We start from the raw sequence: 26960 nt of genomic DNA on the forward strand, positions 1-26960 counted from the left end.
CGTCACCGGCGCGGGGCGCCGAACGGCCCGCCCAACCTCTTCGACCCGTTGAGTGTCCAAAACACCCGGACGCCCGTCGAAATCGTCCGGGTGTTTTGGACACTCGACGCGGGCGCCCACGTCTGGTCAACCGCGCAGGGCCACTCATGCGCACGCGAGGCCACGTCCGCCAGCGCGTCGGGTCCGCGCGCCCGCACCGCCTCAGCCCCGCGAGACCGCCTTCACCTGCACGACGTTCGACTCCTCGTCGACCTCGACGTGGTCGGTCTGCGCCTTGAGGAAGTCCGAGAAGCTGCGGAACCCGAGCGCCTTCTCGCTGAACGACGGATCCAGACGCTTCATCAGGTCCTTCACCGCCGACGCGTGAAGCCACTCGCCGTCGGCGCGCTCCGCCTCGAGTTGCATCGCGCGGTCGAGCAGGTCGACCGCGGGATCTTTCGAGCGCTTGCGCGCGCGGGGCCGCGACGGGGCGGGATCCTTCTTCGTCTCGGCGAGATTCGGGATGCCGGGGAGGGAGTCGTAGGCGTCGAAACGGTCGCACGCGGCGGCGAGCGACTTCGCCGTGGACCCGGCCACGCCGACCCCGACGACATACCGGCCGAGCCGTTTGCACCGCTGAGCGAGCGGCACGTAGTCGCTGTCTCCGGCGACGACGACCACGTGCGACAGATCGGGGAGGCGGAACATGTCTTCGACGGCGTCCACCGCGAGACGAATGTCGGCGCCGTTCTTGGCGTAGGCCGCGGCCGGGAAGAGCTGCACGAGGTCGACCGCGCGAGCCACGAGCTGCGAACGGTACTCGGCGTTGACCGGTGACGACCAGTCGGCGTACGCGCGGGTCAGCACCAGCGTGCCGAACGATGCGGCGTAGTCGATCACCGCGCCGACGTCGATGGTCGCCTTGGTCAGGCGCTCGGCGATCTCGGGGTCGATCGGATTCTCGGCGATCTTCTGCCGATCCCGCGAGTAGGCGTTCCGGCCGTGCACGCGGTCGTACCAGGACATCACGATGTTGTCGAAGTCGAGGTAGACGGCGACGCGGGCGGTCTGGGTGTCGGGCATGCCTCCAGTCTGACCCGTCGCGGCGGAGCGCGGGTAGCCCTCGCCGCTCATCGCTCGCCGGGGTACACCACGCCGATCTGGCGTCGCACCTCGTCGAGCACGCCCATGATCGCGACCGTCTCGTCGATCGACAGGATGTCGTTCGACCCGGTGCCGGCCGCGACGAAGCGCTCTGCCGCCTGCGCCTGGAACTGCATGCCGCGGCCCTCGACCTCGGTGGTGAACTCCTCGATCACGTCGCCGTCGGGGGAGACGACGCGGAACGACGTGGGGGTGTACCAGACGCGGTCGATCTCGATGCGGGCCTCGGTGCCGACGATCTGCGCCGTGTTCAGGCCGGCCCCGCGTGACGACGACACGGTGCTCGACAGCGCCCCGCCGGAGTGCACGAACGCGGTCGCCACCTCTGCATCGCTACCCGCGTCCGAAAGCCGTGCGAGAGCGATGATGCGCTCGGGGAGGCCCAGGACGTCTATCGCGAACGAGATCGGGTAGACACCGAGGTCCAGCAGGGCTCCGCCGCCGAGTGCGAGGTCGTTGAGGCGGTGAGCCGGGTCGGTCGAGATCTTCTGGGTGTGGTCGGCCGAGACCACACGGATCTCACCGAGGGTGCCGGCGGCGAGGATCTCACGGATGCGCACCATGTGCGGCAGGTAACGCGTCCACATTGCCTCCATCGCGAGAAGACCCTTCGCGGCCGCCGCGTCGCGGATCTGCGCCGCCTCGGAGGCGTTCAGGGTGAAGGGCTTCTCGACCAGCACGTGCTTGCCGTGCTCGAGGGCCAGGAGGGCGTTGTCGAGGTGGCCGGGGTGCGGCGTCGCGATGTAGACGATGTCGACATCGGGGTCGGCGACGAGCTCTTCGTACGAGCCGTGCGCGTGCGCGATGTCGTATTGCTCGGCGAAGGCGCGAGCGCTGTCGATGCGGCGCGAGCCGACGGCGGTGACGTCGAGGCCCGCGGTGCGCAGGTCGGAGGTGAAGGCGTGCGCGATGCCGCCCGTTGCGAGGATGCCCCAGTGCAGTCCGGTCATGCGATCCACCGTAGCCGCGTCTGCCGACATCGGCGTCGCGCCCGCCCGTCGTACGCCGCGGACATCGGATGCCGGCATCCCCGGGGCTCCGCGATGTCCCACGACCTAGGCTCGTCGCATGACGCCCGTCGAGCGCTTCCGCGAGCTGCTGTCCATCCCGACGGTGTCGCGGGTCGACTCGGGCGAGGTCGACGACTCGGCCTTCGAGACATTCCACGCTGCCCTCGAACGGCTGTACCCGCTGGTCCACGAGCAATTGGAGCGACAGGTCGTGGCCGGCCGCTCGCTGCTGTACCGCTGGACGGGAACGGCGAGCGACGCGCCGCTGGTCCTCCTCGCCCATCAGGATGTCGTCCCCGTCGACGGGCAGGAGTGGCGGCATCCGCCTTTCGCCGCCGACCTCGTGGGGGAGGGACCCGACGCGACGATCCACGCGCGCGGGGCGATCGACGACAAGGGCGCTCTCGTCGCCATTCTCGAGGCCGTCGAAGCGGCGCTCGCCGAAGGGGTCACCCCGCGCACCGACGTGTGGCTCGCTTTCGGTCACGACGAAGAGACTCGCGGCACCGGGGCACAGGCCATGGCCGCGCTCCTGGAAGAGCGCGGCATCCGTCCGGCCCTCGTCCTCGACGAGGGGGGAGCGGTCGTCGAGGGCGCCGTTCCCGGCGTCGCCGTGCCCACCGCGATGATCGGCGTCGCCGAGCGCGGCGCCGCGACCTTCGAGCTCGTGACGCGCGAGGCCGGGGGTCACGCCTCGACCCCGCCGCGCATGCCCGCGACGGCCCGACTCGCTCGGGCCATCGATCGCCTCCGGCGTCGTCCGTTCCCGCGTCGGCTCGTCGCTCCCGTCCGGGCGATGCTCGCCACCGCCGCCGCCCACACGAGCGAGCCCGTCTCGACGCTGTTCCGCCGCACCTCGCTGTCGGCTCCCGCCGTGACCGCGGCCCTGTCGCTGCTCGGACCCGAGACCAACGCCCTCGTGCGCACCACCGCCGTCGTCACCCGTCTCGAAGGTTCGGCGGGCGAGAACGTGCTCGCCACCTCGGCGCGGGCGAGCGTGAACGTGCGGCTGCTGACCGGTGACACCCTCGCCGACGTCGCGATCCACCTGCGCCGAGCCGTGGCCGACCCGCTCGTCGACATCGAGCTGCGCCACGGCGGCGATCCCTCGCCGGTCTCGCCCTGGCAGGGGGAGGCATGGCGGCGGCTGTCGCGGGCGGTCACCGACACCCTCGGCGCCGACACCGTGCCCCTGCCCTACCTGCAGCTCGGGGCCAGCGACAGCCGGTTCTACACGGGGATCACCGACGCGGTGTATATAAATACCGCTTCGCGCCGTTCCACCTCACGCGCGCCGAGCGCGATGCGCTGCACGCCCCCGACGAGCGCATCCGCGTGGACGTCTGGCTCCGCGGCATCCGGTTCTATCGGGCACTGCTCGAGTCCTGAACGGGTTCGCACGCAGCTGGTCGACTGCCCCGCGGCTGCATCCCGATCCGCTCCCGAGCCGGCGAGCCGATGCTGATGCGCCGGCGCCGACGCGCCCACGACGACCCGCCGCGCCCGCGCACCCCGGCGGATCGAGCCGACGTGAGCACGTTCGGGCGGACCGAGCCGCGTCGGCTATCCTCGTGTGACCGGTCACGCAACAGCGCGCGACCCGCAATGAGGCGGACCATGAGCGACACCGATACTCCGGAGGCGACGGGGCGCGCCCCGAGCATCCGCGATGTCGCGCGGCTCGCGGGGGTGTCGTATCAGACCGTCTCTCGTGTGATCAACAACAGCACGCAGCTGCGTCCCGAGACCGCCGCCAAGGTGCGATCCGCGATCGCCGAGCTGAAGTTCGTGCCCAACCAGGCCGCTCGTGCCCTCGCCACCAGCCGCTCGCGCCTGATCGGCGTCCTGGGGCCGCGCGCCACCACCCACGGCACCGCGTCGATGGTGCAGGCCATCGAATCCGCCGCTCGCGCCGCCGGTTACCGTCTCACCGTCACCAACCTCGCCACGAGCGCCCCCGACGATGTCCGCTCGTCGATCGACCACCTCATGCAGCAGTCGATCGAGGGGCTCATCGCTGTGGCCCCGCAGACCCGGGTCGTCCCGATCCTCGACGAGCTGAAGCTTCCGGTGCCGGTGCAGATCGTCACCTCGACGGACACCTCCACCACGCACAACGACCAGAGCGCGGGGGCGCGCGCCGCCGTCCGCCACCTCATCGAGCTCGGGCACTCGCGCATCCTCCACCTCGCCGGTCCGCGCGACTGGGTCGAGGCCGATCACCGCATGCGGGGGTATCTCGCAGAGATGGATGCCAACGACCTGTCGCCGCGACCGCCCGTCCTCGGCGACTGGACGGCGCAGTTCGGCTTCGAGGCGGGGCTGGAGCTTCTGCGCACCGAGGACGCCACCGCGGTGTTCGCGGGCAACGACCATATGGCGCTCGGGTTCATGCATGCCGTGCGAGCCATAGGTCGTTCGGTCCCCGAGGACATCTCCGTCGTCGGTTTCGACGACGTCCCCGAATCCGCGCATCTCTGGCCCCCGCTCACCACGGTGCGCCAGGACTTCGTGGGCATCGGCACGCGCGCGGTCGCCGACCTCCTGGCATCCCTCGGCGAGGTGAACGACGACAAGCCGGTGGTCGAACCCGACCATCTGCGTCTCATCGTGCGGGCGTCGACGGCCGCACCCCGGGCGTGAGCCGCGCGCCGTGCACGTCACGTTTCGGCAACGGCTGGACTTCGGGCGCATCGAGACTTGACAGTCCCGCCTGGCGGGGAGGTAGCATCGCTCACACGATGTGAACGGTCACATGACCGGGTCACACGGCCGACGGGACTCGCTGCGGAGCGGATCCGTCGAGACGAAGACGTTTCGAACGACGCGGGTCGCACCGCCTCGCCGAGGGCCCTTCGTTTCGCCCCCGAAGCCGTGCGCCCCGACGCGACCCGTCTGCATCGCCGCGGTGGGCTCCAGGGGGAGGCGCCGCGACAAACACCCAACGGAGGGAACCAGAGTGAAGAAGCACAGCATGCTCAAGGCGATCGCGGGAGCGGGCGTCCTCGCGCTCGGCATCGGCCTTGCCGGTTGCGCGGGAGACCGCACCGGCGCCGGCAGCGGAGACTCGCAGGAAGCCGGTGGCACCATCGGCGTCGCCATGCCGACGCAGCAGTCGGAGCGGTGGATCGCCGACGGCAACAACGTCAAGTCGCAGCTCGAGGAGCTCGGCTACCAGGTCGACCTGCAGTACGCCAACGACGACATCCCCACCCAGGTCTCGCAGATCGAGAACATGATCACCACGGGCGCCAAGGCCCTGATCGTCGCCTCGATCGACGGCACCACGCTCACCGACGTGCTGCAGCAGGCCAAGGACGCGAACATCCCCGTCATCGCGTACGACCGCCTCATCAACGGCACCGAGAACGTCGACTACTACACGACCTTCGACAACTACAAGGTCGGCGTCCAGCAGGCCACCTCGCTCCTGACCGGCCTGGGCGTCCTCGACGCGTCGGGCAAGGACACCGGCGCCGCCGGCCCCTTCAACGTCGAGCTGTTCGCGGGTAGCCCCGACGACAACAACGCCACGTTCTTCTGGAACGGCGCCATGGACACCCTCAAGCCCTACATGGACAAGGGCGTGCTGAAGGTTCCCTCCGGCCAGACCGAGTTCGGCCAGGCGGCCATCCTCCGCTGGCTGCCCGAGACGGCGCAGAAGCGTATGGAGAACATCCTCACCGTCATCGGCGGCACCAAGCTCGACGGTGTCCTCTCGCCCTACGACGGTCTGTCGATCGGCATCATCTCGGCCCTGACCTCGGGCGGCTACGCCGCCAACGCCCTCCCCGTCATCACGGGTCAGGACGCCGAGGCCGGCTCGATCAAGTCGATCATCGCCGGTGAGCAGTACTCGACGATCTTCAAGGACACGCGCGAGCTGGCGAAGCAGGCCGTGACCATGGTCGACGACATCCGCAAGGGCGAGAAGCCCGAGGTCAACGACGAGAAGACCTACGACAACGGCAAGAAGGTCGTTCCCTCGTACCTCCTGCAGTCGACGATCGTCACGAAGGACAACTACAAGGAAGTCCTCGTCGACAGCGGTTACTACACCGAGGCCGACCTGGGTTGATCCCCGGAGGGGCTCTGAGCCCCTCCACCCCGCCTCCGCCGCGGCCCACCGGGTCGCGGCGGAGGCTCCTGCGGGTCCGCGGCATCCCGCACCCGCCCCACATTCCGACCGGCCACGAGCCGGTTCTGCAAGGAGGACCTCGTGAGCACCATCCTCGAGATGCGCTCGATCACCAAGGAGTTCCCCGGCGTCATCGCGCTCGCCGACGTGTCACTGACCGTCGAGCGCGGGACGGTTCACGCCATCTGCGGCGAGAACGGCGCCGGCAAGTCCACCCTCATGAAGGTGCTCAGCGGCGTGTACCCCGCGGGCGACTACCGCGGGGAGATCGTCTTCGACGGCAACACCGTCGAGTTCAAAGACATCCGCGACAGCGAAGCGGCCGGCATCGTCATCATCCACCAGGAGCTGGCCCTCAGCCCCTACCTCTCGATCGCCGAGAACATCTTCCTCGGCAACGAGATCACGCACCGCGGTCTCATCGACTGGGATGCCACGAACCGAGAGGCCGCCAAGCTCCTCGCTCGCGTGGGTCTGGGCGACAGCCCCGACGTCCCCGTCAACGAGATCGGCGTCGGCAAGCAGCAGCTCGTCGAGATCGCCAAGGCGCTGTCGAAGGACGTCAAGCTGCTGATCCTCGACGAGCCGACCGCGGCGCTCAACGACGACGACTCCGAGCACCTGCTCGATCTGATCCGTCACCTGCGCGGCCAGAACATCACCTGCATCATCATCAGCCACAAGCTCAACGAGATCCGCGCGATCGCCGATGAGGTCACCATCATCCGTGACGGTCGTACGATCGAGACCCTCGACGTGGCCACCGGCGGTACGAGCGAAGACCGCATCATCCGCGGGATGGTGGGCAGAGAGCTCGAGAACCGCTACCCCGACCGCGACGTCGAGATCGGCGACGAGGTCCTGCGCATCGAGGACTGGAACGTCAGCCACCCGACCGATGCGAGCCGCGTCGTCATCCACCAGGCGAACCTCAACGTGCGTGCCGGCGAGGTCGTCGGCATCGCCGGTCTCATGGGTGCGGGGCGTACCGAGCTCGCGATGAGCGTCTTCGGCAAGAGCTTCGGCTCGCGCATCTCGGGCAACGTCTACATCCGCGGTGAGAAGGCCGACACCTCGACGGTTCCCGCGGCCATCCGCAGCGGGCTCGCGTACGTCACCGAGGACCGCAAGGGCGCCGGGCTCAACCTCATCGACACGATCAAGCGAAACATCTCGATCGCCGGCATGCGCAAGCTCGTCAAGGGCGGGTTCGTCGACGGAGACGAGGAGTACCTCGTCGCCAACCGCTACCGCAAGTCGATGAACATCAAGGCGCCGAGCGTCGACGTGGTCGTCGGCAAGCTCTCGGGCGGCAACCAGCAGAAGGTCGTCCTGTCGCAGTGGCTGTACTCCGACCCCGAGGTTCTCATCCTCGACGAGCCGACGCGCGGTATCGACGTGGGCGCGAAGTACGAGATCTACACGATCATCAACTCCCTCGCGGCGCAGGGGAAGGGGGTGCTGGTCATCTCCTCGGAGCTGCCGGAGCTCCTCGGCATCTGCGACCGCATCTACACCCTCAGCGAAGGCCACATCACCGGCCAGCTGCCCATCGAAGAGGCCACTCCCGAGGCACTCATGGTGCTCATGACGAAGGAAAAGGAAGCCGACCATGTCAGCGCTTGACAACACCGTGACCCCCCAGGGCCCCGCCACGCCGAAGGGCCCCGTCGGCGGCGGTGCCGGCAACGGTGCCGGCGGCATCGTGCAGTTCTTCACGTCGCGCCTGCGCGAGATCGGCATCTTCATCGCGCTGATCGTGATCGTGCTGCTCTTCCAGGCGTTGACCGGCGGTCGTCTGCTCACCGCGGGCAACGTGTCGAACATCATCGTCCAGAACAGCTACATCCTGATCCTCGCGATCGGCATGGTGATGATCATCATCGCCGGCCACATCGACCTCTCGGTCGGCTCGGTCGCCGCCTTCGTCGGTGCGGTCTCGGGCGTGCTCATCGTCCAGTGGGGCCTGCCCTGGTGGCTGGGCATCGTCCTCTCGCTGCTCCTCGGCGCCGTGGTCGGCATGTGGCAGGGATTCTGGGTCGCGTATATCGGCATCCCCGCGTTCATCGTGACCCTGGCGGGCATGCTGCTCTTCCGCGGTCTGACGCAGATGACCCTGGGCAACACCCAGATCACGCCGTTCCCCACCGAGTACCGCGCCCTCGGCGGCGGCTACCTGTTCCCCGACCTCTTCCCGGCGGCGTCGTCGCCGGCCGAGTGGATCACGGTCGCCCTCGGCGTGCTGACCCTCGTGCTCTTCGTCGTCTCGCAGGTGCGTCAGCGCGCCAAGCGTGCCGCCCTCGAGCTGCAGAACGAGCCGCAGGTCGCCTTCCTGGTCAAGCTCATCGGTGGCGGCGCGCTCATCGCGTACCTCACCTACCTGCTGGGCGTCGCGCCCGGCTCGCGCGGCACGCCCATCGTGCTCGTCGTGCTGGCGCTGCTCATCATCGGCTACTCGACGGTCATGAGCCGCAGCGTCTTCGGTCGCCACATCTACGCACTCGGAGGCAACCGCACCGCCGCGAAGCTGTCGGGCATCAACACCCGTCGCGTCGACTTCATGCTGTTCGTCAACATGGGCGTCCTCGCGGCCCTCGCCGGCATCGTCTTCACGGGCCGCCTGAACTCCGCCGGTCCCGGCGCGGGAAACCTCTTCGAGCTGGATGCCATCGCCGCATCCTTCATCGGTGGAGCAGCCGTCCAGGGTGGTGTCGGCCGCGTGGTCGGCGCGATCGCCGGTGGTCTGGTCATGGGTGTGCTCAACAACGGCATGTCGCTCATGGGTATCTCGACCGACGTCCAGCAGTTCATCAAGGGTCTCGTGCTGCTGCTGGCCGTGGCCTTCGACGTGTGGAACAAGAACCGCACCCGCGGTTGATCCACGCTCTTTCTTCGAACGCCCCGTCGCCTCGTGCGGCGGGGCGTTCGCGCGTCCGGCGCGTGAGGGGCCGGTTCTTGTCGCCGACGCTCGCGCTCGGCGACAAGAACTGACCGCTCACGCGCGTTCGGGATAACCCGAAAACGCGCGGGGGCTGACCGGGCGGTGCCCGCGCGGGCTCCCCTCTAGCGTGGAACCCATGACCACGGCATCCGTCCTCCCGCCTCCTCCGCCGACGCCCGCGAGCGCAGAGCCCGCCCCCGCGGCCGGGGCGGATCAGCCCCTCGCCGCGCGCGTGCGGATCGCCTCGCCGGGTCGCATCGCCGGGGCGGTGGCCCACCTCGCCGCGCTCGGCGTCATCGGGCCGGGCGTCTTGGGCGCCGTGTTCGGCTTGTTCGGCGCCGGGGTCGGTCTCCTCGCAGCCCTGTTGATCGGTGTGATCGCCCTCGTCGCTCTCGTCTACGTGCTCTTCGCGATCGCGTGGTTCGAGCGGGTCCGCCTCGACGGCCTGTACGGTCTCGGGCTTCCCGTTCTGCGCCCGCGTCGGAGCGCACGCCCGGGCTTCGTCGGCGTCCTGCACACCATCTGGCTGCAGGCGATCGATCCGGGCCAGTGGCGTGCCGTCGCTTCGTTCACCATCGCGACGATCCTCGGAGTCAGCACGCTCGGGGTCGTGGGCTTCACGGCCTGGGGTCTCGCGGTGACGGTGAGTCCCCTCTTCGGCTGGTCGGACATCAACCTGCTCGGACTGCTCCCGCTTTACGGGATCGCTGCGCCCCTCGTGGGCCTGCTCGTCTTCGTCGCCTCGCTCGCCGCGATGGTCGGTCTCGCCGTGCTGCACGGTCTCATCTCCCGAGCGATCCTCGTGCCCTCTCGTGAGGTGCAGCTCGAGGAGCAGGCGCGTGCCTCCGATACCCGGCGCGCCGGGGCCGTCCGCGCCGCCGAGGTCGAGCGCACGCGCATCGAACGCGATCTGCACGACGGCGTCCAGCCGCGGCTCGTCTCGATCGGCATGACCCTGGGCCTCGCGCAGACCAAGATCGACGACGACCCCGAGGCCGCGAAAGCCCTCATCGCTGAAGCCCATGCCTCGACCAAGTCGGCCATCACCGAGCTGCGCCAGCTCGCCCGCGGCATCCACGCCTCCGTCCTGGACGATCGCGGTCTCGACGCCGCTCTCTCGGCCCTCGCTTCGCGGTCCCACATCCCGGTCACTCTCGATGTGCGTCTGCCGCACCGGTGCTCCCGCCCGGCCGAGGCCGCGGTGTATTTCGTGATCGCCGAGGCGCTGACGAATGCGGCGAAGCACTCCCGTGCGACCGGATGCCGTGTCCACGTGCGCCTGCGCGACGACGCGACGCTCTGGGCACGGGTCGAAGACGACGGCCTGGGCGGCGCCCGGATCGCGCCCGGCGGCGGCCTGGACGGGATCGTCAACCGCGTCACCGCGGCCGGCGGCACCGCGCGCATCGACAGCCCCCAGGGCGGTCCGACCACGGTGGAGGCGAGCATCCCGTGCGCATCCTGATCTGCGAGGACTCGGTCCTGCTGCGCGAGGGGCTCGTCCGCCTCCTCGCCGACGACGGTCACGAGGTCGTCTCGTCGCTCCCGGATGCCGACGGTCTCGAGGCCGCGGTCGCGGAGACCACCCCCGACCTCTGCATCCTCGACGTGCGGCTCCCGCCGACCTGGACCGACGAGGGCATCCGCGCGGCGATCGCGCTGAGGTCCCGGCATCCGGGGCTGTCCGTCCTGGTCCTGTCGCAGTACGTCGAGGAGCAGTACGCCAGCGATCTCATCGCCGACGGGCAGGGCTCGCTCGGGTACCTGCTGAAGGACCGGGTCGCCGACGTGCGCGACTTCCTCGACACGGTCGCCCGCATCGCCGGGGGAGCGACCGTGCTCGACCCCGAGGTGGTCGGGCAACTGCTGGCCCGGCGCCGTCGCGACGAGCGACTGCAGCTACTCACCGAGCGCGAGCGATCGGTGCTCGCCCTCATCGCCGAAGGCCGCTCGAACCAAGCCATCGCGCAGGCCCTCTTCGTGTCCGAGGCGAGCGTCGAGAAGTACATCACCGCCATCTTCACCAAGCTCGGCCTCGAGCAGGACGAGACCGGCAACCGCCGCGTCATCGCCGCCCTCGTGCACCTGGGCCACGATCACACCGGAGCGACCTCATGACCTCGCACTCACCCTCGACCGCGTCGAACCCGGGCCCGCGGCACGGAACGCCCTTCTTCGTCTCGCTCGCCACGATCGTCGTCGGAACGTGCGTCCTCGCGGGGGCGGTCGTCTCGGCGGGAGTGAGCGCGGCGGCCACCCTGCGCGACAACGGGCCCGCGTACGCCGCGAGCGAGACCTCGACGACCGGACTCACCGCGCTCGATGTCGACGTGGCCGGCGGCTCGCTCACGATCGCCTACGGCGACGTGTCGGAGGCGCAGCTCGACGTCGACGGGGGTGGGACGGGCGACTGGACGTTCGAACGCGACGGCACCACGCTGCGGGTGAGCTCTCCGCGGACGAACGTCGTCGGGTGGTCGAACCCCGCCGGTTCCGCGACCCTGCTCCTGCCGCGGTTGTCGACCACGACGAACCTCGACGCGCGCATCGAGGTCGCCGGTGGCGCCCTCAGGCTCGACGCCGACTTCACCTCCCTCTCCGTGCAGCTCGCCGGGGGCGACGTGGATCTCGCCGGAGACGTGCGCACGCTCTCCGTCTCCGTCTCGGGCGGCGCGGCCTCGGGCACGCTCACCGGCGTCGGGGACGCCACGCTCGAGGTCGCGGGAGGCAGCCTCGCCACGACGTTGAAGGGCGATGCCCCCGCTCGCACGAAGGTCACGGTCACAGCCGGATCCGCCGACATCACCCTGCCGGACGACGAGTACAACGTCACGACTGACAGCGGCCTCGGCCGGGTCGACAACGGCCTGCGCACCTCGAACTCGGCGACCGCGGTCGTCGACGTCGAAGCGACGCTGGGTCAGGTGTCGATGCGGTCGTAGCGCCGTTGCGCAGGGTCGGACCTCTCGCCCTGGGGCGGCAGGTTCCGGCCCCGCGTCCGGCTCGACACGGCGATCGAGACGAGCACGAGCACGATGCCGAGCACCTGCGGCGGCGCGAGCGACTCGCCGCCGACGGCCACACCGAGCAGCACCCCGGTCACCGGGTTCAGCAGACCGATGAGTCCCACGGTGCCCGCGGGCAGATGTCGGAGTCCCGTGAACCAGCACACGAATGCCAGCGCCGTCGCGATCACCGCGATCCCGACGTACGCGGCGAGGCCCGTGGCATCCACCGTCGGAGGAGCACCTTCGACCGTCAGGGCGACGGCGACCAGGGCGAGACCACCCGCGGTCAGCTGCCACGACGTGGTCGCCAGAAGGGGCGTGTCGTCTTTCCAGCGGGTCGTGAGGATCGCACCCAGCGACGACGCCAGAAGGGCGACGGCGGATGCCACGACCCCCGCGAGCGGAACGGCTCCGGTGCCGAGGCCGACCACGAGAGCGACCCCCGCGAGGCCGAGGGCTGCGCCGACGGCCCAGCGCGCCGTGGGGCGCTGGGCGAGCAGGGGCCACGCGAGTCCGGCGAGGGCCAGCGGGGCGAGGGCCATGATCGAGGCGGCGATCGACGACGGCAACAGCTGCGCCGCGACGTAGACGAGCACGAAGAAGGCGCCGAAGTTCAGCATCCCGAGCGCGGGCGCTTTCCACCACCACGCCCCGCGGGGCCGACGTCTCGCGAGCGCCCCACAGCAACAGGCCCGCCGGCAGGGCGCGCAGGGCAGCCCCCCACAGCGGTGCATCGGCCGGCAGGAGGTGCCGCGTGACGACGTACGTCGCACCCCAGGCGACCGGTGCGACGGCAGTGACGGCGACGATGCGCCATTTTGCTTCCATGGAAGATATTGTACTTTCCGCGGAAGATAGAATGGATGCCATGACCCCGACGACCGATCGCGTCGACGCCCTCACGGCGCAGTGGCAGGCCGAACGCCCCGACATCGACGTCTCGCCGATGCAGGTGATCGGACGCCTGCACCGTCTCGCCGATCATCTGCGCGACGAGCTACTCGCCGTCTACCGCCGCTACGGTCTCGGCGAGGGGGAGTTCGACATCCTCGCCGCTCTCCGCCGCGCGGGGGAGCCCTTCGCCGCGGCCCCCGGCGAACTCGCGCGCCACACGATGGTGACCAGCGGGGCGGTGACCAAGCGCGTCGATCGACTCCTGGCATCCGGTCTCGTGGTGCGCGATGGCGACGCCGACGACGGGCGCGCGCGGGTCATCCGGCTGACACCGGCCGGACGCCGCGTGATCGACGAGGCCTTCACCGCCCACATGGCGAACGAGCAGCGTCTGCTGGCGGGCCTCGACGCCGAGCAGCGTCGCGCGCTCGAGGCGCTGCTGCGTGACTGGGGTGCGTCGCTCGGCGTGTGAGTCGCCGACGCGCTTTCGATCCGGTGGGTTGCGGCCGGACCCGGGTCATTTCCAAGGATTCGCTGCGCCTCAGGTTCGGGGGAGCAGGGGCCGTTGGATCCGTCGCTCGTATCGCACGATGCAACGCGTGCGCTGGGCGAGGTCGTAGGCCGCGACGCTGTCCGGGTCGACGAGTGATGCTTCCCGATATCGTTCGTACTCCGCCAAAGACGGGAACGAGAACAGCGCGAAGGCCTCGTCGCTATCGCCTTCCGCGGGCAGGAAGTACCCGTGGTGGACGCCGCCGAACCGAGGAACGATCTCCATCCATCTCTCGGCGTACTCGATGAACGCGTCGATCGCTGCCGCGTCGATCTGGTAGCGAAGGTGGATCGTGATCATCGTTTTCTTCTTTCGCCGGGGTGTGCGATGTAGGGCGCGGGTTTCAGAGGGGACGAGAATGACGTCGCGGTGGAGCACGGAGAGGACTCTCCTGGCGTTTCCGCGGCGCACCCCATCGTCGTTCCGTGAGGCGCGCTGCTGATCTGACGATAACCCCGCCACGCCTCGCGAGAAGGCCCGGTCGGCGGCCAGATCTCACCGGAAAACTGCCAGGGACGGAGGCCGGTCATCTCCGCGCCGTAGCGAGCGGGTACCGCCTGACGACGGGGCTCGATCCTTGAGCGCGTGAGGCGCTGCTTCGCGCCTGAGGCGCGTCACTCGGCGTGTGCGCGAGGCACCAGTCTCCACGTCACGAAGGGCGCGCCGGCGGGACCGGGGCGGGTCTGATCGCTGGGCAGCCAACCGCGCCGGCGATAGAAGGCTTTGGCGCGTTCGTTGCGGTCCCAGACCTCGAGATGGGCGGCACGCCCCCGGGACTCCGCGACGAAAGACGCGTACAGGGTGTCGGCGACACCGGTCCCGAACCGCGCAGGCTCCACGTACAGGCTCTGCAGCTCCACTTCTTTCGCCTCGGCAGGCTGACGCAGGCAGCAGGAGGCGATGACGACCTCGTCTTCGACCGCGCACAGAACGACAACACCCTGCTCCGTGACGAGGCGCCGCCACATCGGGCGCCGGTCGTGCCCCGAATCCTCCGCCGAGAGCGTGTCGCCGTAGTAAGCCGCCCGAGACCGCACGTGCAGCGCGGCGATCGCATCGGCATCGTCCGCTCGGGCGCGCCGAACCACCACGGCCTCGCTCATCGCGGCGAGACGTCGGCGATCACGCGATCGATCCAGACGCGGCGTTCCAGAGCCGTGATCGCCTCGCGCTCGAACCACCGGATTTCGAGAAGCTCCTCGCCGTCGGCGACGGCGTCGCCGAGCAGTTCGCAATCGTACGCGGTCGTGACGTACCCGACGCGGTCGCCGTTCGGATAGGTGACCATCATCGGTTCTCCGCCGTAGACGCCGACAATGCCGCGGATCCGGACCGACGCGCCCGTCTCTTCGTGCACTTCGCGCAGGAGCGCCTAAGAGGGCTCCTCCCCGGGTTCCACCCCGCCGCCGATCAGGCTCCAGGAGCCGCCGTGGCGATCTCGCGCGAGCAGGAACCGGTCGCCGTCGCGGATCACTGCCGTGACCCCGGGCAGCAGGAGCAGGTCTGATCCGATCCGCGCCCGGATTGAGCGCACGTAGTCCGACATCGGCATCCGTCGAGTCTAGGTCTGTGCGTCCGTCGCCAGCCGTGGGTCTCGTCAGGGGCGAGCCCCGGCGACTCACGCGCCCTTCAGCGCCTTCGCGATGCGCTGCGGCGACACGGGCTCGGCCGTGCCGAGGCGCTGAGCGAACAGGCTCACGCGCAGTTCCTCGAGCAACCACCGTGTCTGCACGAGGTGCGCGGGGGCGTCCGCGGGGAGGGGCATCGTCCCTCCGGCATCCACGAAGCCCGCGGCGGCGCGCTCGTATTCGGTCATGCGTTGGCGGTCGCGGCCGGGGTTGTCCGACAGGGTCTTCACCCGTTCGAGCGCTCCCGCGAGGTAGCGCGGCAGGTGCTGCAGTCGCGCGAGGCCGGTGCGGGAGAGGAAACCGGGGAAGATCAGCCCCGTCACCTGGCCGCGCACGTCGTTCAGCGCACCGAGCAGGGTGATCGACGAGGCGTCCTTCATCGCGCGGTCCACCTCGCGCTGCGCGAGCAGGACCTTGGCCGCGAGAGACACGGTCTGGAAGGTGCGCTCGACGGAGACGGACGAGTACGCATCGCGCACCCGCTCGAACTCCGCCTTCGTCCGGACGACGCCGCTCGTGCTCTCTCGCAGCAGCACGTCGTCGGCCAGGGCCACGCGCGCATCCTCGATGAGTGCCTTGGCGTTCTGATACGGGGATGCCGCGAGCGCGAGCTTCTCGTTCGCGGTGAGGTGGTCGAGAACGTACGTGGCGGGGGAGGGGACGGCGAGCAGCATCAGGCGGCGGATTCCGGCACGGGTGTGTCGCGCGGCGTCTTCGGGTGTCGCCTCGACGCGCAGGGCGACGCTGTCGCCCTCGTCGACGAGCGCCGGGTACCCGCGGACCACGCCACCGGCGACCGGGGTGTCGACGACCTCGGTGAGTTCGTCGAAGTCCCAGCCGGTGAGCTTCGAGCGCGACGCGAACGCCGGCGAGGCCTCGGCGACTTTCGCAGCCGATCGGGCAGCCGGGCGCTCGCGCGTCACGGCCGACTCGACGCTCGATCGCGCGCGGTCGGCGAGGCGGCGTTGCAGGGTCGCGAGGTCGCGGTCGCTGCCGATCGCGCGCCCGCGTGCGTCGACGGCCCGGAACGAGGGCATGAGGTGACCGGGAACCCGCTCGAGCTCGAAGTCGGCGGCGCTGACCCGCTGGTTCGCGACGCGCTGCACGAGGGCGGCGAGCGCATCGACGAGCGTCGTCTTCGGGAGGCCGTTCGCGTGCTCGGGGCCCTTCTCGGCGAGTTCGGCCGAGAACTTCTCCGCCCAGTCGGCGGCGGGGACGACGTTGCGGCGGATGGTCTTGGGAAGCGCGCGCAGCAGCGCGGTGACGAGCTCGTCGCGCATGCCCGGCACCTGCCAGTCGAAGCCGTCGGGTCGCAGCTGCGCGAGCAGCGGCAGCGGGACGACGACCGTCACACCGTCGTCGGGCGCGCCGGGCTCGAAGCGGTAGGCGAGGTTGAGCGTCTGGTCTCCTTGACGCCACCGCGCCGGGAAAGCACGGTCGTCGCCCTGGGCGCGGTCGCCGGTGAGATCGGACTCGCGAAGGTCGAGCAGGTGAGGTGTACGGTCGGCGGCATCCTTCCACCAGGCCTCGAACGAGCGCACGTCGGTGACATCGGCGGGGATCCGCGCGTTGTAGAACGCGAACACCGCTTCGTCGCCGATCAGGATGTCGCGGCGCCTTTCGCGCTCCTCGATCTTCTCGAGCAGGCGGCGCTGCTCCTGATTGCGGCGCAGGAACGCCGTGAGGCGCTTGTCGAGCACCGAGGGGTCCCACTCGCCCTCCACCAGCGCGTGTCGCACGAACATCTCGCGCGCGAGCGGGCGGTCGAAGCGGGCGAGCTGCACGCGGCGGCGGCCGACGAGTTCCACCCCGAAAAGAGTGACCTTCTCGTAGGCGGCGGCGGAGCCGGCATCCTTCGACCAGTGCGGCTCGCTCAGCGACCGCTTCACGAGGTCGGGGGCGAGGTCTTCCGCCCAGGCCGGGTCGACGGCGGCGACCGTGCGGGCGAACAGGCGCGAGGTCTCGACGAGCTCGGCGGCCATGACCGCGGAGGGACGCTTCTTCTTCAGGCCCGAGCCCGGGAAGATCGCGAATCGCGCGCCGCGTGCGCCGATGTATTCGCCCTTCGTGGGCCGGGCGTCGCCGGGAGCCTTGCGGTCTTTGGCGGGCGCGATGGTGCGGGGATCGAGGATGCCGATGTGCGACAGCAACCCCGACAAGATGGCGCGGTGGATGGCATCGCCGGCTGCGTGTCCCTCGGGGCCGTCGCCCTGGTCGGCGCGTGCCGAACCGCGTTCCGATATGAGTGAGCCGCGTCCCGATCTGTGCGGCCTGGAGGGTGCTGAACCAGCCCCAAGTGGGACATGGTTCCCCGAACCGCGCCCACGCCCACCGTCGCCGCGCCCGCCCTCGCCGCGCGCCTCGCCCGACCCGCGCTCGCCGCTCAGTGATCGCAGCTGCCGGTGCACGTCGACCCACTCGCGCACGCGCACGTAGTTGAGGTGCTCGCTGCGGCACAGCCGGCGGAAGGCGCTCGAGCCGAGTTCGGCCTGTTTCTCCTGCAGGTACTCCCACAGGTTGAGCAGGGAGAGGAAGTCGCTGGTGGGGTCGGTGAAGCGCGCGTGGAAGCGGTCGGCCTCCTCGCGGCGGTCCTCCGGACGCTCGCGTACGTCCTGGATCGACATGCCCGACACGATCGCCAGCACCTCGGACTGCACGTCGTTTCGCCGCGCCTCGATGAGCATGCGAGCGAACCGCGGGTCGATCGGCAGGCGCGCGATCTCGCGGCCGATCTCGGTGAGGCGGGGGCCGTCGTCTTCGCGGCGTCCGCGGCCCTGCCGGGACGGGTCTCCGTCGCTGCGCACATCGCGGTCGCGCGAGGTGTCGGCCCCGCGCGACCCCGGCGCCGGCAGCTTCACCGCACCGAGCTCCACGAGCAGGTCGAACGCCGCCTTCACGCCCCGCGAGTCCGGCGGCGTCAGGAACGGGAACGCCTGGATGTCGCCGAATCCGAGCGAGAGCATCTGCAGGATGACGGATGCCAGCGAGGTGCGCAGGATCTCGGGCTCGGTGTACTCGGGACGACGTGCGAAATCGTCTTCGGAGTACAGCCGGATCGCGATGCCCGGTGAGGTGCGGCCCGCGCGACCCGAGCGCTGCTGCGCCGAGGCCTGCGAGACGGCCTCGATCGGCAGGCGCTGGATCTTCGAGCGGTTGCTGTAGCGCGAGATGCGCGCGGTCCCGGTGTCGACGACGTACCGGATGCCGGGGACGGTGAGGCTGGTCTCGGCGACGTTCGTGGCGAGGATGACGCGTCGCCGCACGCCCGCGACCGTGGACCGCTCGAACACGCGGTGCTGTTCGGCGGCGGACAGCCGCCCGTAGAGGGGGAGCACCTCGGTGGGCGCGGCGTCCTTCTGGTACGCCCCGCGGATGGCGTCCGCCGCGTCGCGGATCTCGGCCTCGCCGGGGAAGAAGACGAGCACGTCGCCCGCGGGCTCGCGGTCGAGCTCGCGCAGGGCGGCGACGACGGCTCCGACCTCGTCGGCGTCGTCGGCATCGCGCCGGGTCTTGGCCGCGGGTCGTGCCGAACTCCTGACTTTCGAGGGCCCTGCGACCGCGCGACCTCGGGATGAGGGGGGTTCGGCGCCGTCCACATCCGAATCCTCAGGAGTTTCGCCCGCGTCGTCCGCGCCATCGACCGGCCGATACCGGATCTCGACCGGGTACGTCCGCCCCGACACCTCGATCACCGGTGCCGGAACCGGCTCGCCGCCGGGCTCGGCGGGGGCCGCGGCGAAGTGGCGCGCGAAGCTCTCGGGGTCGATGGTCGCCGAGGTGACGATGACCTTGAGGTCGGGGCGCTTGGGCAGGATGCGGCGGAGGTAGCCGAGCAGGAAGTCGATGTTGAGCGAGCGCTCGTGCGCCTCGTCGACGATGATCGTGTCGTAGCGGCGCAGCAGCCGGTCGCGGTGGATCTCGTTGAGCAGGATGCCGTCGGTCACCAGCGCCACGCGCGTATCGGCCGACACCTTGTCGGTGAAGCGCACCTTGTACCCGACGGTCGAGCCCAGCGGCACCTGCATCTCGTCGGCGATGCGCTCGGCGATCGTCCGCGCGGCGATGCGGCGCGGCTGCGTATGCGCGATGGAGGTACGGCCCAGCTCGAGGCAGATCTTGGGCAGCTGCGTCGTCTTTCCCGAGCCGGTGGCCCCGGCGACGATCACGACCTGGTGGTCGCGGATGGCGCGCGCGATCTCATCCCGCGCGGCGCTGACGGGCAGCTCGGGCGGGTAGACGATGACGGGTTCGACAGACACAGCCTTTCAGCTTATCGCGGCCCTACGGCATCGACGCCTTCTGCTCCACGATCCGTCGAGCCGCGGCATCCACTTTCACGGCGAACGCGGGGTCGCTCTCGGCGCGCGCCAGCACGGCCTGGTGCATCTCGGGGTAGACCGACGGGTCGGCCGACACGAGCAGCAGGTCGACACCGGCGTCGACGGCGAGCGTCGCGCGGTCGGCCGGAGACCAGGGCTGCACCTGCCGGGCGGCCGAGAGGTCGTCGACCGTGATCACCCCGTCGAAACCGACGCGGTCGCGCAGCACGTTCACCACCGCGGCTGAGAACGCGGCGGGTGCGTTCGGGTCGATCTGGGCGTAGATGGCGGTCGACATCATGACGATGGCGTCGCCCTGCGGCAGCACACTCTCGTACACGCCCACATCGGCGCCGTCCGCGGTGACCGTGTCGTCGGTCACGCCCGTGCGCGTGTCGGTGTTCTCGTCGACGTGACCGAGGCCCGGGAAGTGCTTGAGGGTAGGCATCACGCCGCCGTCGCGCATGCCCGCGGCGAACGCTCCGACCTTCGCGGCGACCGTGGCACGGTCGTAGCCGTACTCGCGCGCGAGCGCGCCGATCGGAGGATTGGATGCCGCGAACTCCGGGCTCGTGACGATGTCGGCGACGGGCGCGAGGTTCATGTTCACCCCGGCCTGTGCGAGCTGCGCGCCCCAGGTCGCGGCCGACGAGCGCAGCGCCGCGTCGGTCTGGGTGGCCTGCTCGACCGCCGAGGGGATGCGGTCGAAACCGGGGCCCTTCAGCACCTGGACGGTGCCGCCCTCTTGGTCGGTGGCGACCCACAGCTCCGGGGTGCCCGCGCTGACGGTGGAGGTGAATTGCCCGATCAGTCCCGCGGTGGCCTGGGTGCCGGCATCCGACCGTCCGTGCAGGAAGATCCCGCCGACGTGGTCGTCGCGCACGGCCGCGAGGGTCGTGGGGTTGGCGCCCTCGACCGAGGTGCCGACCATGAACATCTGACCGACCTTGTCGGCGAGGCTCATTCCCGCGAGGGGGTCGGGAGTGGCGGCCGGCGTGGGCGTGGGAGTCGCGGTGGGGGAGGGGGATGTCGACGGCGCGGGGGCCGCGGCCGGGGCACATGAGGTGAGGGCCAGGGCCGCGAGCAGCAAGAGGGCGGTCGAGCGCGTGGCGGTTTTCACCCCGCAATGCTCCCCGACGACTCTGGACGGTTCCCGGGTCTTGACCGCGACCCGATGGCCTCGATCAGCCGTTGCCGGCCGAGCACGTCGCCTGGTTCGCCTTGGTGCCGCTGACGTTGCTCGGCAGTTCCACCACGCCCGGCGCGGCGCTGGCGTCCGTGGCATCCGGGGCGGGGGTGCTCGCCTCGGGGGCGGGCTCGCTCGGCGCGGCGGTGGGAGCGGAGGGGTCGGCGATGACGCCGCCGTTCGCGCCTTCCTGGCCGGTCAGCTGCAGGGGAGCGTTGGTGTCCAGCGCCTCCCACAGCGTCGCCGCCGATGCCTGGTCGGGGATGACGTGGTTGTTGTCGGCGGGGTCGTCGACCACGGGGAACTGCACGAAGGTGATGTCCGAGAACGGGACGTCCTTCAGCGTGTACGCGAGTTGCGCGATGCGGATCGGGTCGGCGAGGCTCTCGCTCGGCTCGATGTTGTTCACCGCGGTGTTGGCCAGGCCGATGAGCGTGCCCGGGTTGGAGAGCACCTCGTCACTGCGGAGCTTGTTGATGAGGCGAGACAGGTACTGCTGCTGGTTGCCGATGCGGGCGAGGTCGCTGCCGTCGCCGATGCCCTTGCGCGTGCGCAGGAAGGCCAGGGCGTCGTAACCCTTGACCACCCGCGGGCCGGGCTCCCAGTCGATGCCCGCGTCGGGATCGTCGATGCCGTCGCCACCGATGCAGACCTCCACGCCGCCGATGGCGTCCGTGATGTTCACGACGTTGCCGAAGCTCACCTTCGCCGCGAACGGGATACTCTGCCCGCTCAGCTCGGACACGGTGTCGGCCACGCACGTGAGCCCGCCCGCCTCGTACGCGGAGTTGATCGGCGCCTTGTACGAGGCGTCCGAGACCGTCCCGTCGGGGTTCGTGCACTCCGGGATGCCGATCTGCAGGTCGCGCGGGAACGACACGACCGTGACGCGACGGGGATTGGCCGACACGTGCACGAGCATGTTGACGTCGTTGCGCGTGCCCTCGTTGCCGGGGTCCGAGCAGCGGGCGCCGAACGCGGCCTTGACTTGGTCGTCGCACTCGTCCGTGCCGACGACCAGCACCGAGAACGGCTCGTTGTACGCGCTCAGCGCGGGCGGCTCGGCCGGTGCGTCCTTCAGGGGTACGGCGGCTTCTTGCAGCCGCTGCGACAGCGAGAAGGCGTAGAAGCCGCCCACAGCGACCGCCGCGACGAGCACGACGGTGACGGCGATCGCGACGAGCTTCGCTCCGCGGCGCCAGGTCGAGGAGGGATCACGTCGAGCGTGCCGGGTGGGGGGCTGCGGCGTCATCACGGTAGTCAACCACGCGGACTCGCGGTGAGGGCAGTCGAGGGGTGGAGCGGCCGGAGAATCGACCGCCCCACCCGGTGGACGATTACTTGCCGCCCTCGGTGAGCGTCACCTCGATCGGGGTGTAGCTGCCGCCGACGGCGACCCCCTCGTCCTTCAGCTCGCTCAGCGCCGCCTCGATGTACTCGTTCGAGTGTGCGGAGTCGGCCGGCTCGGTGGTGATGAGGTTCAGCCCGTCCTGGTTGACGGCCTTGAGCGCGCCCTGCACCGTCTTGTCCCACGCCGCGGAGTCGATCATGCCGAACTCCCCACCGGTCCAGATGAGCTTGTTGACCTCGTTCATCTGCCAGAGCTGATGGGTCGGCCCCACCGGGAAGGCGTTGACGCCCGGAGCGGTCGCGGCCTTGTACGTGATGTCTGCGGCCTCGGCGGGGTTGTCGCGCGCGAACACCCACCCCTTCACGACCGCCTTGAGGAAGCGCTTGGCCGCGTCCGCGTACGCGGGGTCGTCGGCCAGGCGCTTCGTGTCGGCCCAGATCGCGTCCTGCAGCATGGCTCCCGCGGTGTCCTCGTACGAGATCACGTTGATGTCGTCCATCGTGTAGAGCTTGCCGGTGGCGGGGTTGACCGTCTCGAGCAGCTGCGCGAGCTCGTTGTAGGTCATCGCCTGCGCGGCATCCACGTCCTTATCGAGCAGGGCGTTCATCGAGAAGTCCTGCGTGGTGATCTTCACCGTCGAGGCGTCGAGGCCCTTGTCGGCCATCGCGGCGAAGATCTCCCACTCGTTGCCGAAGCCCCACGAGCCGATGCGCTTGCCCTCGAAGTCGTCGACGCTGGTGATGTTGGAGTCCTTCCACGACACCTGGGTCGTGCCCGACTTCTGGAACACCTGCGCGATGTCGGTGAGCTCGACGCCCTGGTTCTCGAGCGTTCCGAGCACCTTCGGCACCCACGCGACGGCGAAGTCGACGTCGCCGGCGACGAGGGCGTCCTGCGGCACGATGTCGCCGCCCGAGGGAAGCACCTCGACGTCGTCGAAGCCCTCCTCCTGGAAGTAGCCCTTGTCGAGGGCGACGTAGTAGCCGGCGAACTGCGCCTGCGGGAGCCACTGCAGCTGCAATTTCACCGACGTGAGCGGCGTGAAGTCGGCGTCGGACGACGATGGCGTCGATCCTCCGCCCGAGCAGGCGGAGAGAGCGAGGGCCGCGACGGCGACTCCCGCGATCGCGCCGAGAGCGCGACGGGTGCTGTGTCTCATGGGTGGTCCTTCCGGTTCTGGTGGAGCAGTTCGGGTGGAGCAGGCGGTGAGTGTCTACGGGCGCAGCGCGCCGAGGCGCCGGGCGACGATCCGTTCGAGCAGGGCGGTGAGCAGGAAGAAGAGCAGCCCGATCGCGATGCCGCCGCCCACGAACGCCCAGGCGAGGGCCGCGCGTCCCGACTTGGCGTACGTGGCGATCGCGGTGCCGATACCGTCGGCGGGCCCGCCGAAGTACTCCGCGACCAGGGCGGAGATGACGGCGAGGGATGCCGCGACCCGCACGCCCGTGAGCAGGTACGGCAGCGCGGTGGGCAGCGTGAGCCGCAGGAACGTCTGTCCGCCGGTGGCGGCGGTGGCCCGGAACAGGTCGCGCTGCACCGGGCGGGTCTGCCGGAGACCCCGGAGGGTGTTGACGAACACCGGCACGAAGGCGGCGATGCCGGCCACCGCCTGGCGGCCGAACTGGCTCGACGCACCGAACATCGTGTTGAGGATGGGGGTGAGGGCGACGATCGGCACCACCGCCAGCGCGGCGACGAGCGGGGCGGTCATGCCGTCGACAGGACGCCAGGTCGCGGCGAGCGCGGCGAGCAGCATCGCGATGACGGTTCCGGCGAGCAGACCCACGAGCGCGTTCGTGCCGGTGATGCCGGCGGCCTCCCACACGAGTGGGGTGCGCTCGACGAACTCCGCCGCGACGGCGAACGGGTCGGGCAGCATGCGCGGCGCGTTGCCGGAGGCGACGAACGCGTACCAGGCGAGGAGGCCGGCGATCCCCACGACGACGGGGGCCGCGAACCGCGCCCAGACCGGGAGCCGGACGGCGTTCATCGCTCGTTCGCCCGCTGGACGGGGGCGCCGTGCAGCGCCTCGCGGACGGCCGTGACGCGGGCGAAGAACTCGGGTGACTCACGGAGGGCCTCATCGCGCGGGCGACCGGGGCGCGTGTCGATCACGTCGGTGATGCGGCCCGGGCGAGGGCTCATCACCACGACCCGGTCCGAGAGGAACACCGCCTCGGGGATGGAGTGCGTGACGAAGACGACGGCGGCGCCCGTGTCGGCCGCGATGCGGGCGAGCTCGGACTGCAGGCGTTCACGGGTCATCTCGTCGAGCGCACCGAATGGTTCGTCCATCAGCAGCAGGCGGGGCTGCGCGGCGAGAGAGCGGGCGATCGCGACGCGCTGCTGCATGCCGCCGGAGAGCTGGTCGGGGTAGCGGTCGACGAAGTCGGTGAGACCGACGAGCTCCGCGAGTTCGGCCACCCGTGCGTCGCGGCGTGTCTTCGCCCACTTGTGCAGGTCGAGCGGCAGGGCGATGTTCGCCGCGACCGTCAGCCACGGCAGCAGAGCCGCCTGCTGAAAGGCGATGCCGTAATCCTGGTCGAGCCGCGCCTGGTGCGCGGTCTTGCCGTAGAGCGTGAGCTCGCCGACGCTGGGGGAGTCGAGGTCGGCGATGAGCCGCAGGAGCGTCGATTTGCCGCAGCCCGAGGGGCCGATGAGTGAAACGAACTCACCGGCGGCGACGTCGAGCTCCACGCCGGTCAGCGCGATGACCTCCCCACGGGCCGTCGCGAAGGTCTTGCCGATGCCCGAGGCCTGGACGGCGAGGTCGATAGAGGTGGCGGTGGTCATGCGGTGTCCTCCCCGCGACGGAAACGATGAAGGGCGACACCGATCAGGGTCACGCCGAAGGCTGCGACGAGTCCCATCACGACGGTGCCGAAGGTGGGCGCCCAGGGGGCGGCCGGGTCGGACGAAGCCTGACCCGCGAGCTGGATGAGCATGCGGCCGATGCCGCCGCGCAGGCCGATCGAGACCTCCGCGACGACCGCGCCGACCACCGCCGAGGCGGCAGCGAGCCGCAGGGCGGGCAGCAGATGCGGCACGGCGGAGGGCAGGCGCAGGCGTACGAGCGTCTGCCACCACCCGGCGGAGTTCGCGCGCATGAGGTCGAGGTGTATCGCATCGGGAGCGGACAGGCCCCGCAGCATGCCGATCGCGACGGGGAAGAACGCCAGATACGACGCGATGAGCGCGACCGAGAACCACGGCGGCCACGGGAAGCCGGATCGGTCGACTTGTGTCCCGATGGCGTTGACCACCGGTGCGAAAGCGATGAGCGGCACGATCTGACTGACGACGATCCAGGGGAGGAGCCCCGCCTCGACGAGGCGCCAGCGTTGCATCGCCACCCCCAGCAGCGACCCCACGACCACACCGATGAGCCAGCCGAGCGCCGCGAGACCCAGCGTCATGCCCGCGGCCGCGGCGACCGAGACGATCAGGGGCGGAGTATCGCCACCGCTGGTGGGCGCGAACATCCGCGTCACCATCTCCCACACGTGCGGCATCGCGCGGTCGTGCGTGCGGGGGAGCAGAATGACGCCCGACCCGGCCGATCCGTCGCCGCCCACGGTGACGCCATCGGCGGGCCCCAGCAGTTTGTACAGCTCCCACACGGCGATGATCGCGGCGACACCGGCCACGCCCCAGCTCACGCGGATCGCGGTGGCGCGCCCCCGGGAGGAGGGGATGCCGCGCGGCATCCGCTCCTCAGAGGCGACCGCCGCCGCGGTCCCGGGTGCCACCACCTGATCGGTCACCGCTTCGCCGTCACCGGGGGAGTGAGAGCGGGGATGACGGTCTCGCCGTAGACCCGCATCGTCTCCTCCTTGTTGTCGTGCTGCAGGTACCCCGCGAACTGGGTGACTCCCAGGGCCCGCAGCTTCTCGAGCTTGGCGATGTGCTCCTCGGCGGTGCCGAGCACGCAGAAACGCTCGACGATCTCGTCGGGCACGAAGTCGACGTGGTCGTTGTGGCTCTTGCCGTGCGAGTTGTAGTCGTACCCGGTGCGTCCGGCGATGTAGTCGGTGAGGGCGGCCGGCACGTCGGAGTCGCCGCCGTACTTCGACACGATGTCGGCCACGTGATTGCCGACCATCCCGCCGAACCACCGGCATTGCTCGATCATGTGCGCGCGAGCCTCGGGGGTGTCGTCGCCGATGTACATCGGAGCGGCGACGCAGAACGCGATGTCGTCGGGGTTGCGCCCGGCTTCCTCGGCAGCGCGGCGGACGGTGGCGATCATCCACTCGGCGATGTCGAGATCGGCCAGCTGCAGGATGAACCCGTCGGCCACCTCGCCGGTGAGCTTGAGGGCGAGCGGCCCGTAGGCCGCGACCCACACGTCGAGTTTCGACCCGCGACTCCAGGGGAACTGCAGCGTCGCGCCGTTGTACTCCACCGCGCGGGAGTTGCCGAGCTCGCGGATGACGTGCACCGACTCGCGCAGCGCCTTCAAAGTCGTGGGCCGCCCGTTCGTCACGCGCACGGCCGAGTCTCCGCGACCGATCCCGCAGATGGTCCGGTTGCCGTACATCTCGTTGAGGGTGGCGAAGGTGGATGCCGTGACCGTCCAGTCGCGGGTGGCGGGGTTCGTCACGAACGGACCGACTGTGATGCGGCGGGTGGCGGCGAGGATCGCCGAGTGAACGACGTAGGGCTCTTCCCACAGCAGGTGCGAGTCGAAGGTCCAGACGTGGCTGAAGCCGTGCGCCTCCGCCAGCTGCGAGAGCTGGACGACGCGGGCGGCGGGCGGGTTCGTCTGCAGGACGACGCCGAAATCCAT

At 70.2% G+C, this 26960-nt stretch carries 22 protein-coding genes and 1 pseudogene; 9 read left to right on the plus strand and 14 right to left on the minus strand.

What is annotated here, in order from left to right; translation table 11 throughout:
* Positions 1 to 201: 201 nt before the first annotated feature.
* Entirely contained in the window at positions 202 to 1062 is an 861-nt protein-coding gene (locus tag QE454_RS10575) for an NYN domain-containing protein (protein WP_210073987.1), read from the minus strand.
* Between the two features lie 47 nt (positions 1063 to 1109).
* A complete protein-coding gene (locus tag QE454_RS10580; protein ID WP_210073989.1) occupies positions 1110 to 2093 on the minus strand; it encodes a Gfo/Idh/MocA family protein in 984 nt (327 codons plus the stop codon).
* Positions 2094 to 2211: 118 nt separating this feature from the next.
* Here QE454_RS10580 and QE454_RS10585 point away from each other — a divergent pair, with 118 nt between their 5' ends.
* From QE454_RS10585 to QE454_RS10620, 8 genes are all read left to right on the plus strand, one after another.
* Entirely contained in the window at positions 2212 to 3618 is a 1407-nt protein-coding gene (locus QE454_RS10585) for a M20/M25/M40 family metallo-hydrolase (protein WP_309668630.1), read from the plus strand.
* Between the two features lie 152 nt (positions 3619 to 3770).
* Positions 3771 to 4796: a LacI family DNA-binding transcriptional regulator gene (locus tag QE454_RS10590; RefSeq protein ID WP_210073993.1), complete on the plus strand. Its 1026-nt coding sequence runs from the start codon at positions 3771 to 3773 to the stop codon at positions 4794 to 4796.
* A 331-nt stretch (positions 4797 to 5127) separates the two neighbouring features.
* Positions 5128 to 6231: a multiple monosaccharide ABC transporter substrate-binding protein gene (chvE, locus tag QE454_RS10595; protein ID WP_210074199.1), complete on the plus strand. Its 1104-nt coding sequence runs from the start codon at positions 5128 to 5130 to the stop codon at positions 6229 to 6231.
* A 159-nt stretch (positions 6232 to 6390) separates the two neighbouring features.
* Positions 6391 to 7917, plus strand: coding sequence for a multiple monosaccharide ABC transporter ATP-binding protein (mmsA, locus tag QE454_RS10600; RefSeq protein WP_210074201.1), 1527 nt, complete (start codon positions 6391 to 6393; stop codon positions 7915 to 7917).
* Complete coding sequence (gene mmsB, locus QE454_RS10605; protein ID WP_267787524.1) at positions 7904 to 9169, plus strand: multiple monosaccharide ABC transporter permease; 1266 nt, start codon at positions 7904 to 7906, stop codon at positions 9167 to 9169. Before mmsA ends, mmsB begins: the two co-directional genes overlap by 14 nt.
* Before the next feature lie 199 nt (positions 9170 to 9368).
* Entirely contained in the window at positions 9369 to 10697 is a 1329-nt protein-coding gene (locus tag QE454_RS10610; RefSeq protein ID WP_307455556.1) for a histidine kinase, read from the plus strand.
* A complete protein-coding gene (locus tag QE454_RS10615; RefSeq protein WP_307317660.1) occupies positions 10685 to 11350 on the plus strand; it encodes a response regulator transcription factor in 666 nt (221 codons plus the stop codon). Before QE454_RS10610 ends, QE454_RS10615 begins: the two co-directional genes overlap by 13 nt.
* Positions 11347 to 12174, plus strand: coding sequence for a hypothetical protein (locus QE454_RS10620; RefSeq protein ID WP_307455554.1), 828 nt, complete (start codon positions 11347 to 11349; stop codon positions 12172 to 12174). Before QE454_RS10615 ends, QE454_RS10620 begins: the two co-directional genes overlap by 4 nt.
* Here QE454_RS10620 and QE454_RS10625 read toward each other — a convergent pair.
* Positions 12153 to 12860, minus strand: coding sequence for a DMT family transporter (locus QE454_RS10625; protein ID WP_309668632.1), 708 nt, complete (start codon positions 12858 to 12860; stop codon positions 12153 to 12155). The two genes, QE454_RS10620 and QE454_RS10625, sit on opposite strands and share 22 nt — an antisense overlap.
* A gap of 248 nt (positions 12861 to 13108) precedes the next feature.
* Between QE454_RS10625 and QE454_RS10630 the strand changes: the two genes are divergently transcribed.
* On the plus strand, positions 13109 to 13606 hold the full coding sequence (locus tag QE454_RS10630; RefSeq protein ID WP_210074003.1) for a MarR family winged helix-turn-helix transcriptional regulator: 498 nt from the start codon (positions 13109 to 13111) through the stop codon (positions 13604 to 13606).
* 69 nt (positions 13607 to 13675) lie between these two features.
* Here QE454_RS10630 and QE454_RS10635 read toward each other — a convergent pair whose 3' ends face one another.
* The 11 genes and pseudogenes from QE454_RS10635 to QE454_RS10685 all read right to left on the minus strand — a co-directional run bounded on the left by QE454_RS10635 (position 13676) and on the right by QE454_RS10685 (position 26960).
* Positions 13676 to 13987: an NIPSNAP family protein gene (locus QE454_RS10635; protein WP_210074005.1), complete on the minus strand. Its 312-nt coding sequence runs from the start codon at positions 13985 to 13987 to the stop codon at positions 13676 to 13678.
* Positions 13988 to 14301: 314 nt separating this feature from the next.
* Positions 14302 to 14790 carry an N-acetyltransferase gene (locus tag QE454_RS10640; protein ID WP_307455547.1) on the minus strand — a complete coding sequence of 163 codons (489 nt, stop codon included), beginning with the start codon at positions 14788 to 14790 and terminating at the stop codon, positions 14302 to 14304.
* Positions 14787 to 15239: pseudogene (locus QE454_RS10645) on the minus strand (NUDIX domain-containing protein). Before QE454_RS10645 ends, QE454_RS10640 begins: the two are co-directional and overlap by 4 nt.
* Positions 15240 to 15305: 66 nt before the next feature.
* Entirely contained in the window at positions 15306 to 19574 is a 4269-nt protein-coding gene (locus tag QE454_RS10650) for a DUF3418 domain-containing protein (protein ID WP_307455545.1), read from the minus strand.
* A gap of 22 nt (positions 19575 to 19596) precedes the next feature.
* Positions 19597 to 20754, minus strand: a complete 1158-nt coding sequence (locus tag QE454_RS10655; protein ID WP_307455542.1) for a glycoside hydrolase family 3 N-terminal domain-containing protein — start codon at positions 20752 to 20754, stop codon at positions 19597 to 19599.
* 64 nt (positions 20755 to 20818) lie between these two features.
* Positions 20819 to 22072, minus strand: coding sequence for an LCP family protein (locus QE454_RS10660; protein ID WP_307455540.1), 1254 nt, complete (start codon positions 22070 to 22072; stop codon positions 20819 to 20821).
* Positions 22073 to 22157: 85 nt separating this feature from the next.
* Positions 22158 to 23330 carry an ABC transporter substrate-binding protein gene (locus tag QE454_RS10665; protein WP_307455537.1) on the minus strand — a complete coding sequence of 391 codons (1173 nt, stop codon included), beginning with the start codon at positions 23328 to 23330 and terminating at the stop codon, positions 22158 to 22160.
* Between the two features lie 54 nt (positions 23331 to 23384).
* Positions 23385 to 24161, minus strand: coding sequence for an ABC transporter permease (locus QE454_RS10670; RefSeq protein WP_307455535.1), 777 nt, complete (start codon positions 24159 to 24161; stop codon positions 23385 to 23387).
* The gene (locus QE454_RS10675) at positions 24158 to 24964 is read right to left on the minus strand and encodes an ABC transporter ATP-binding protein (RefSeq protein ID WP_307455532.1); all 807 of its coding nucleotides are present in this window, start codon (positions 24962 to 24964) and stop codon (positions 24158 to 24160) included. The genes QE454_RS10670 and QE454_RS10675 overlap by 4 nt, the downstream gene beginning before the upstream one ends.
* Entirely contained in the window at positions 24961 to 25935 is a 975-nt protein-coding gene (locus QE454_RS10680; protein ID WP_307455530.1) for an ABC transporter permease, read from the minus strand. Before QE454_RS10680 ends, QE454_RS10675 begins: the two co-directional genes overlap by 4 nt.
* Positions 25932 to 26960 (minus strand): TIGR03842 family LLM class F420-dependent oxidoreductase, encoded by a 1029-nt coding sequence (locus tag QE454_RS10685; RefSeq protein WP_210074024.1) that lies wholly within the window; start codon positions 26958 to 26960, stop codon positions 25932 to 25934. Before QE454_RS10685 ends, QE454_RS10680 begins: the two co-directional genes overlap by 4 nt.

The sequence above is a fragment of the Microbacterium sp. SORGH_AS_0454 genome, assembly GCF_031453395.1.
In the GTDB taxonomy this organism is placed as follows: domain Bacteria; phylum Actinomycetota; class Actinomycetes; order Actinomycetales; family Microbacteriaceae; genus Microbacterium.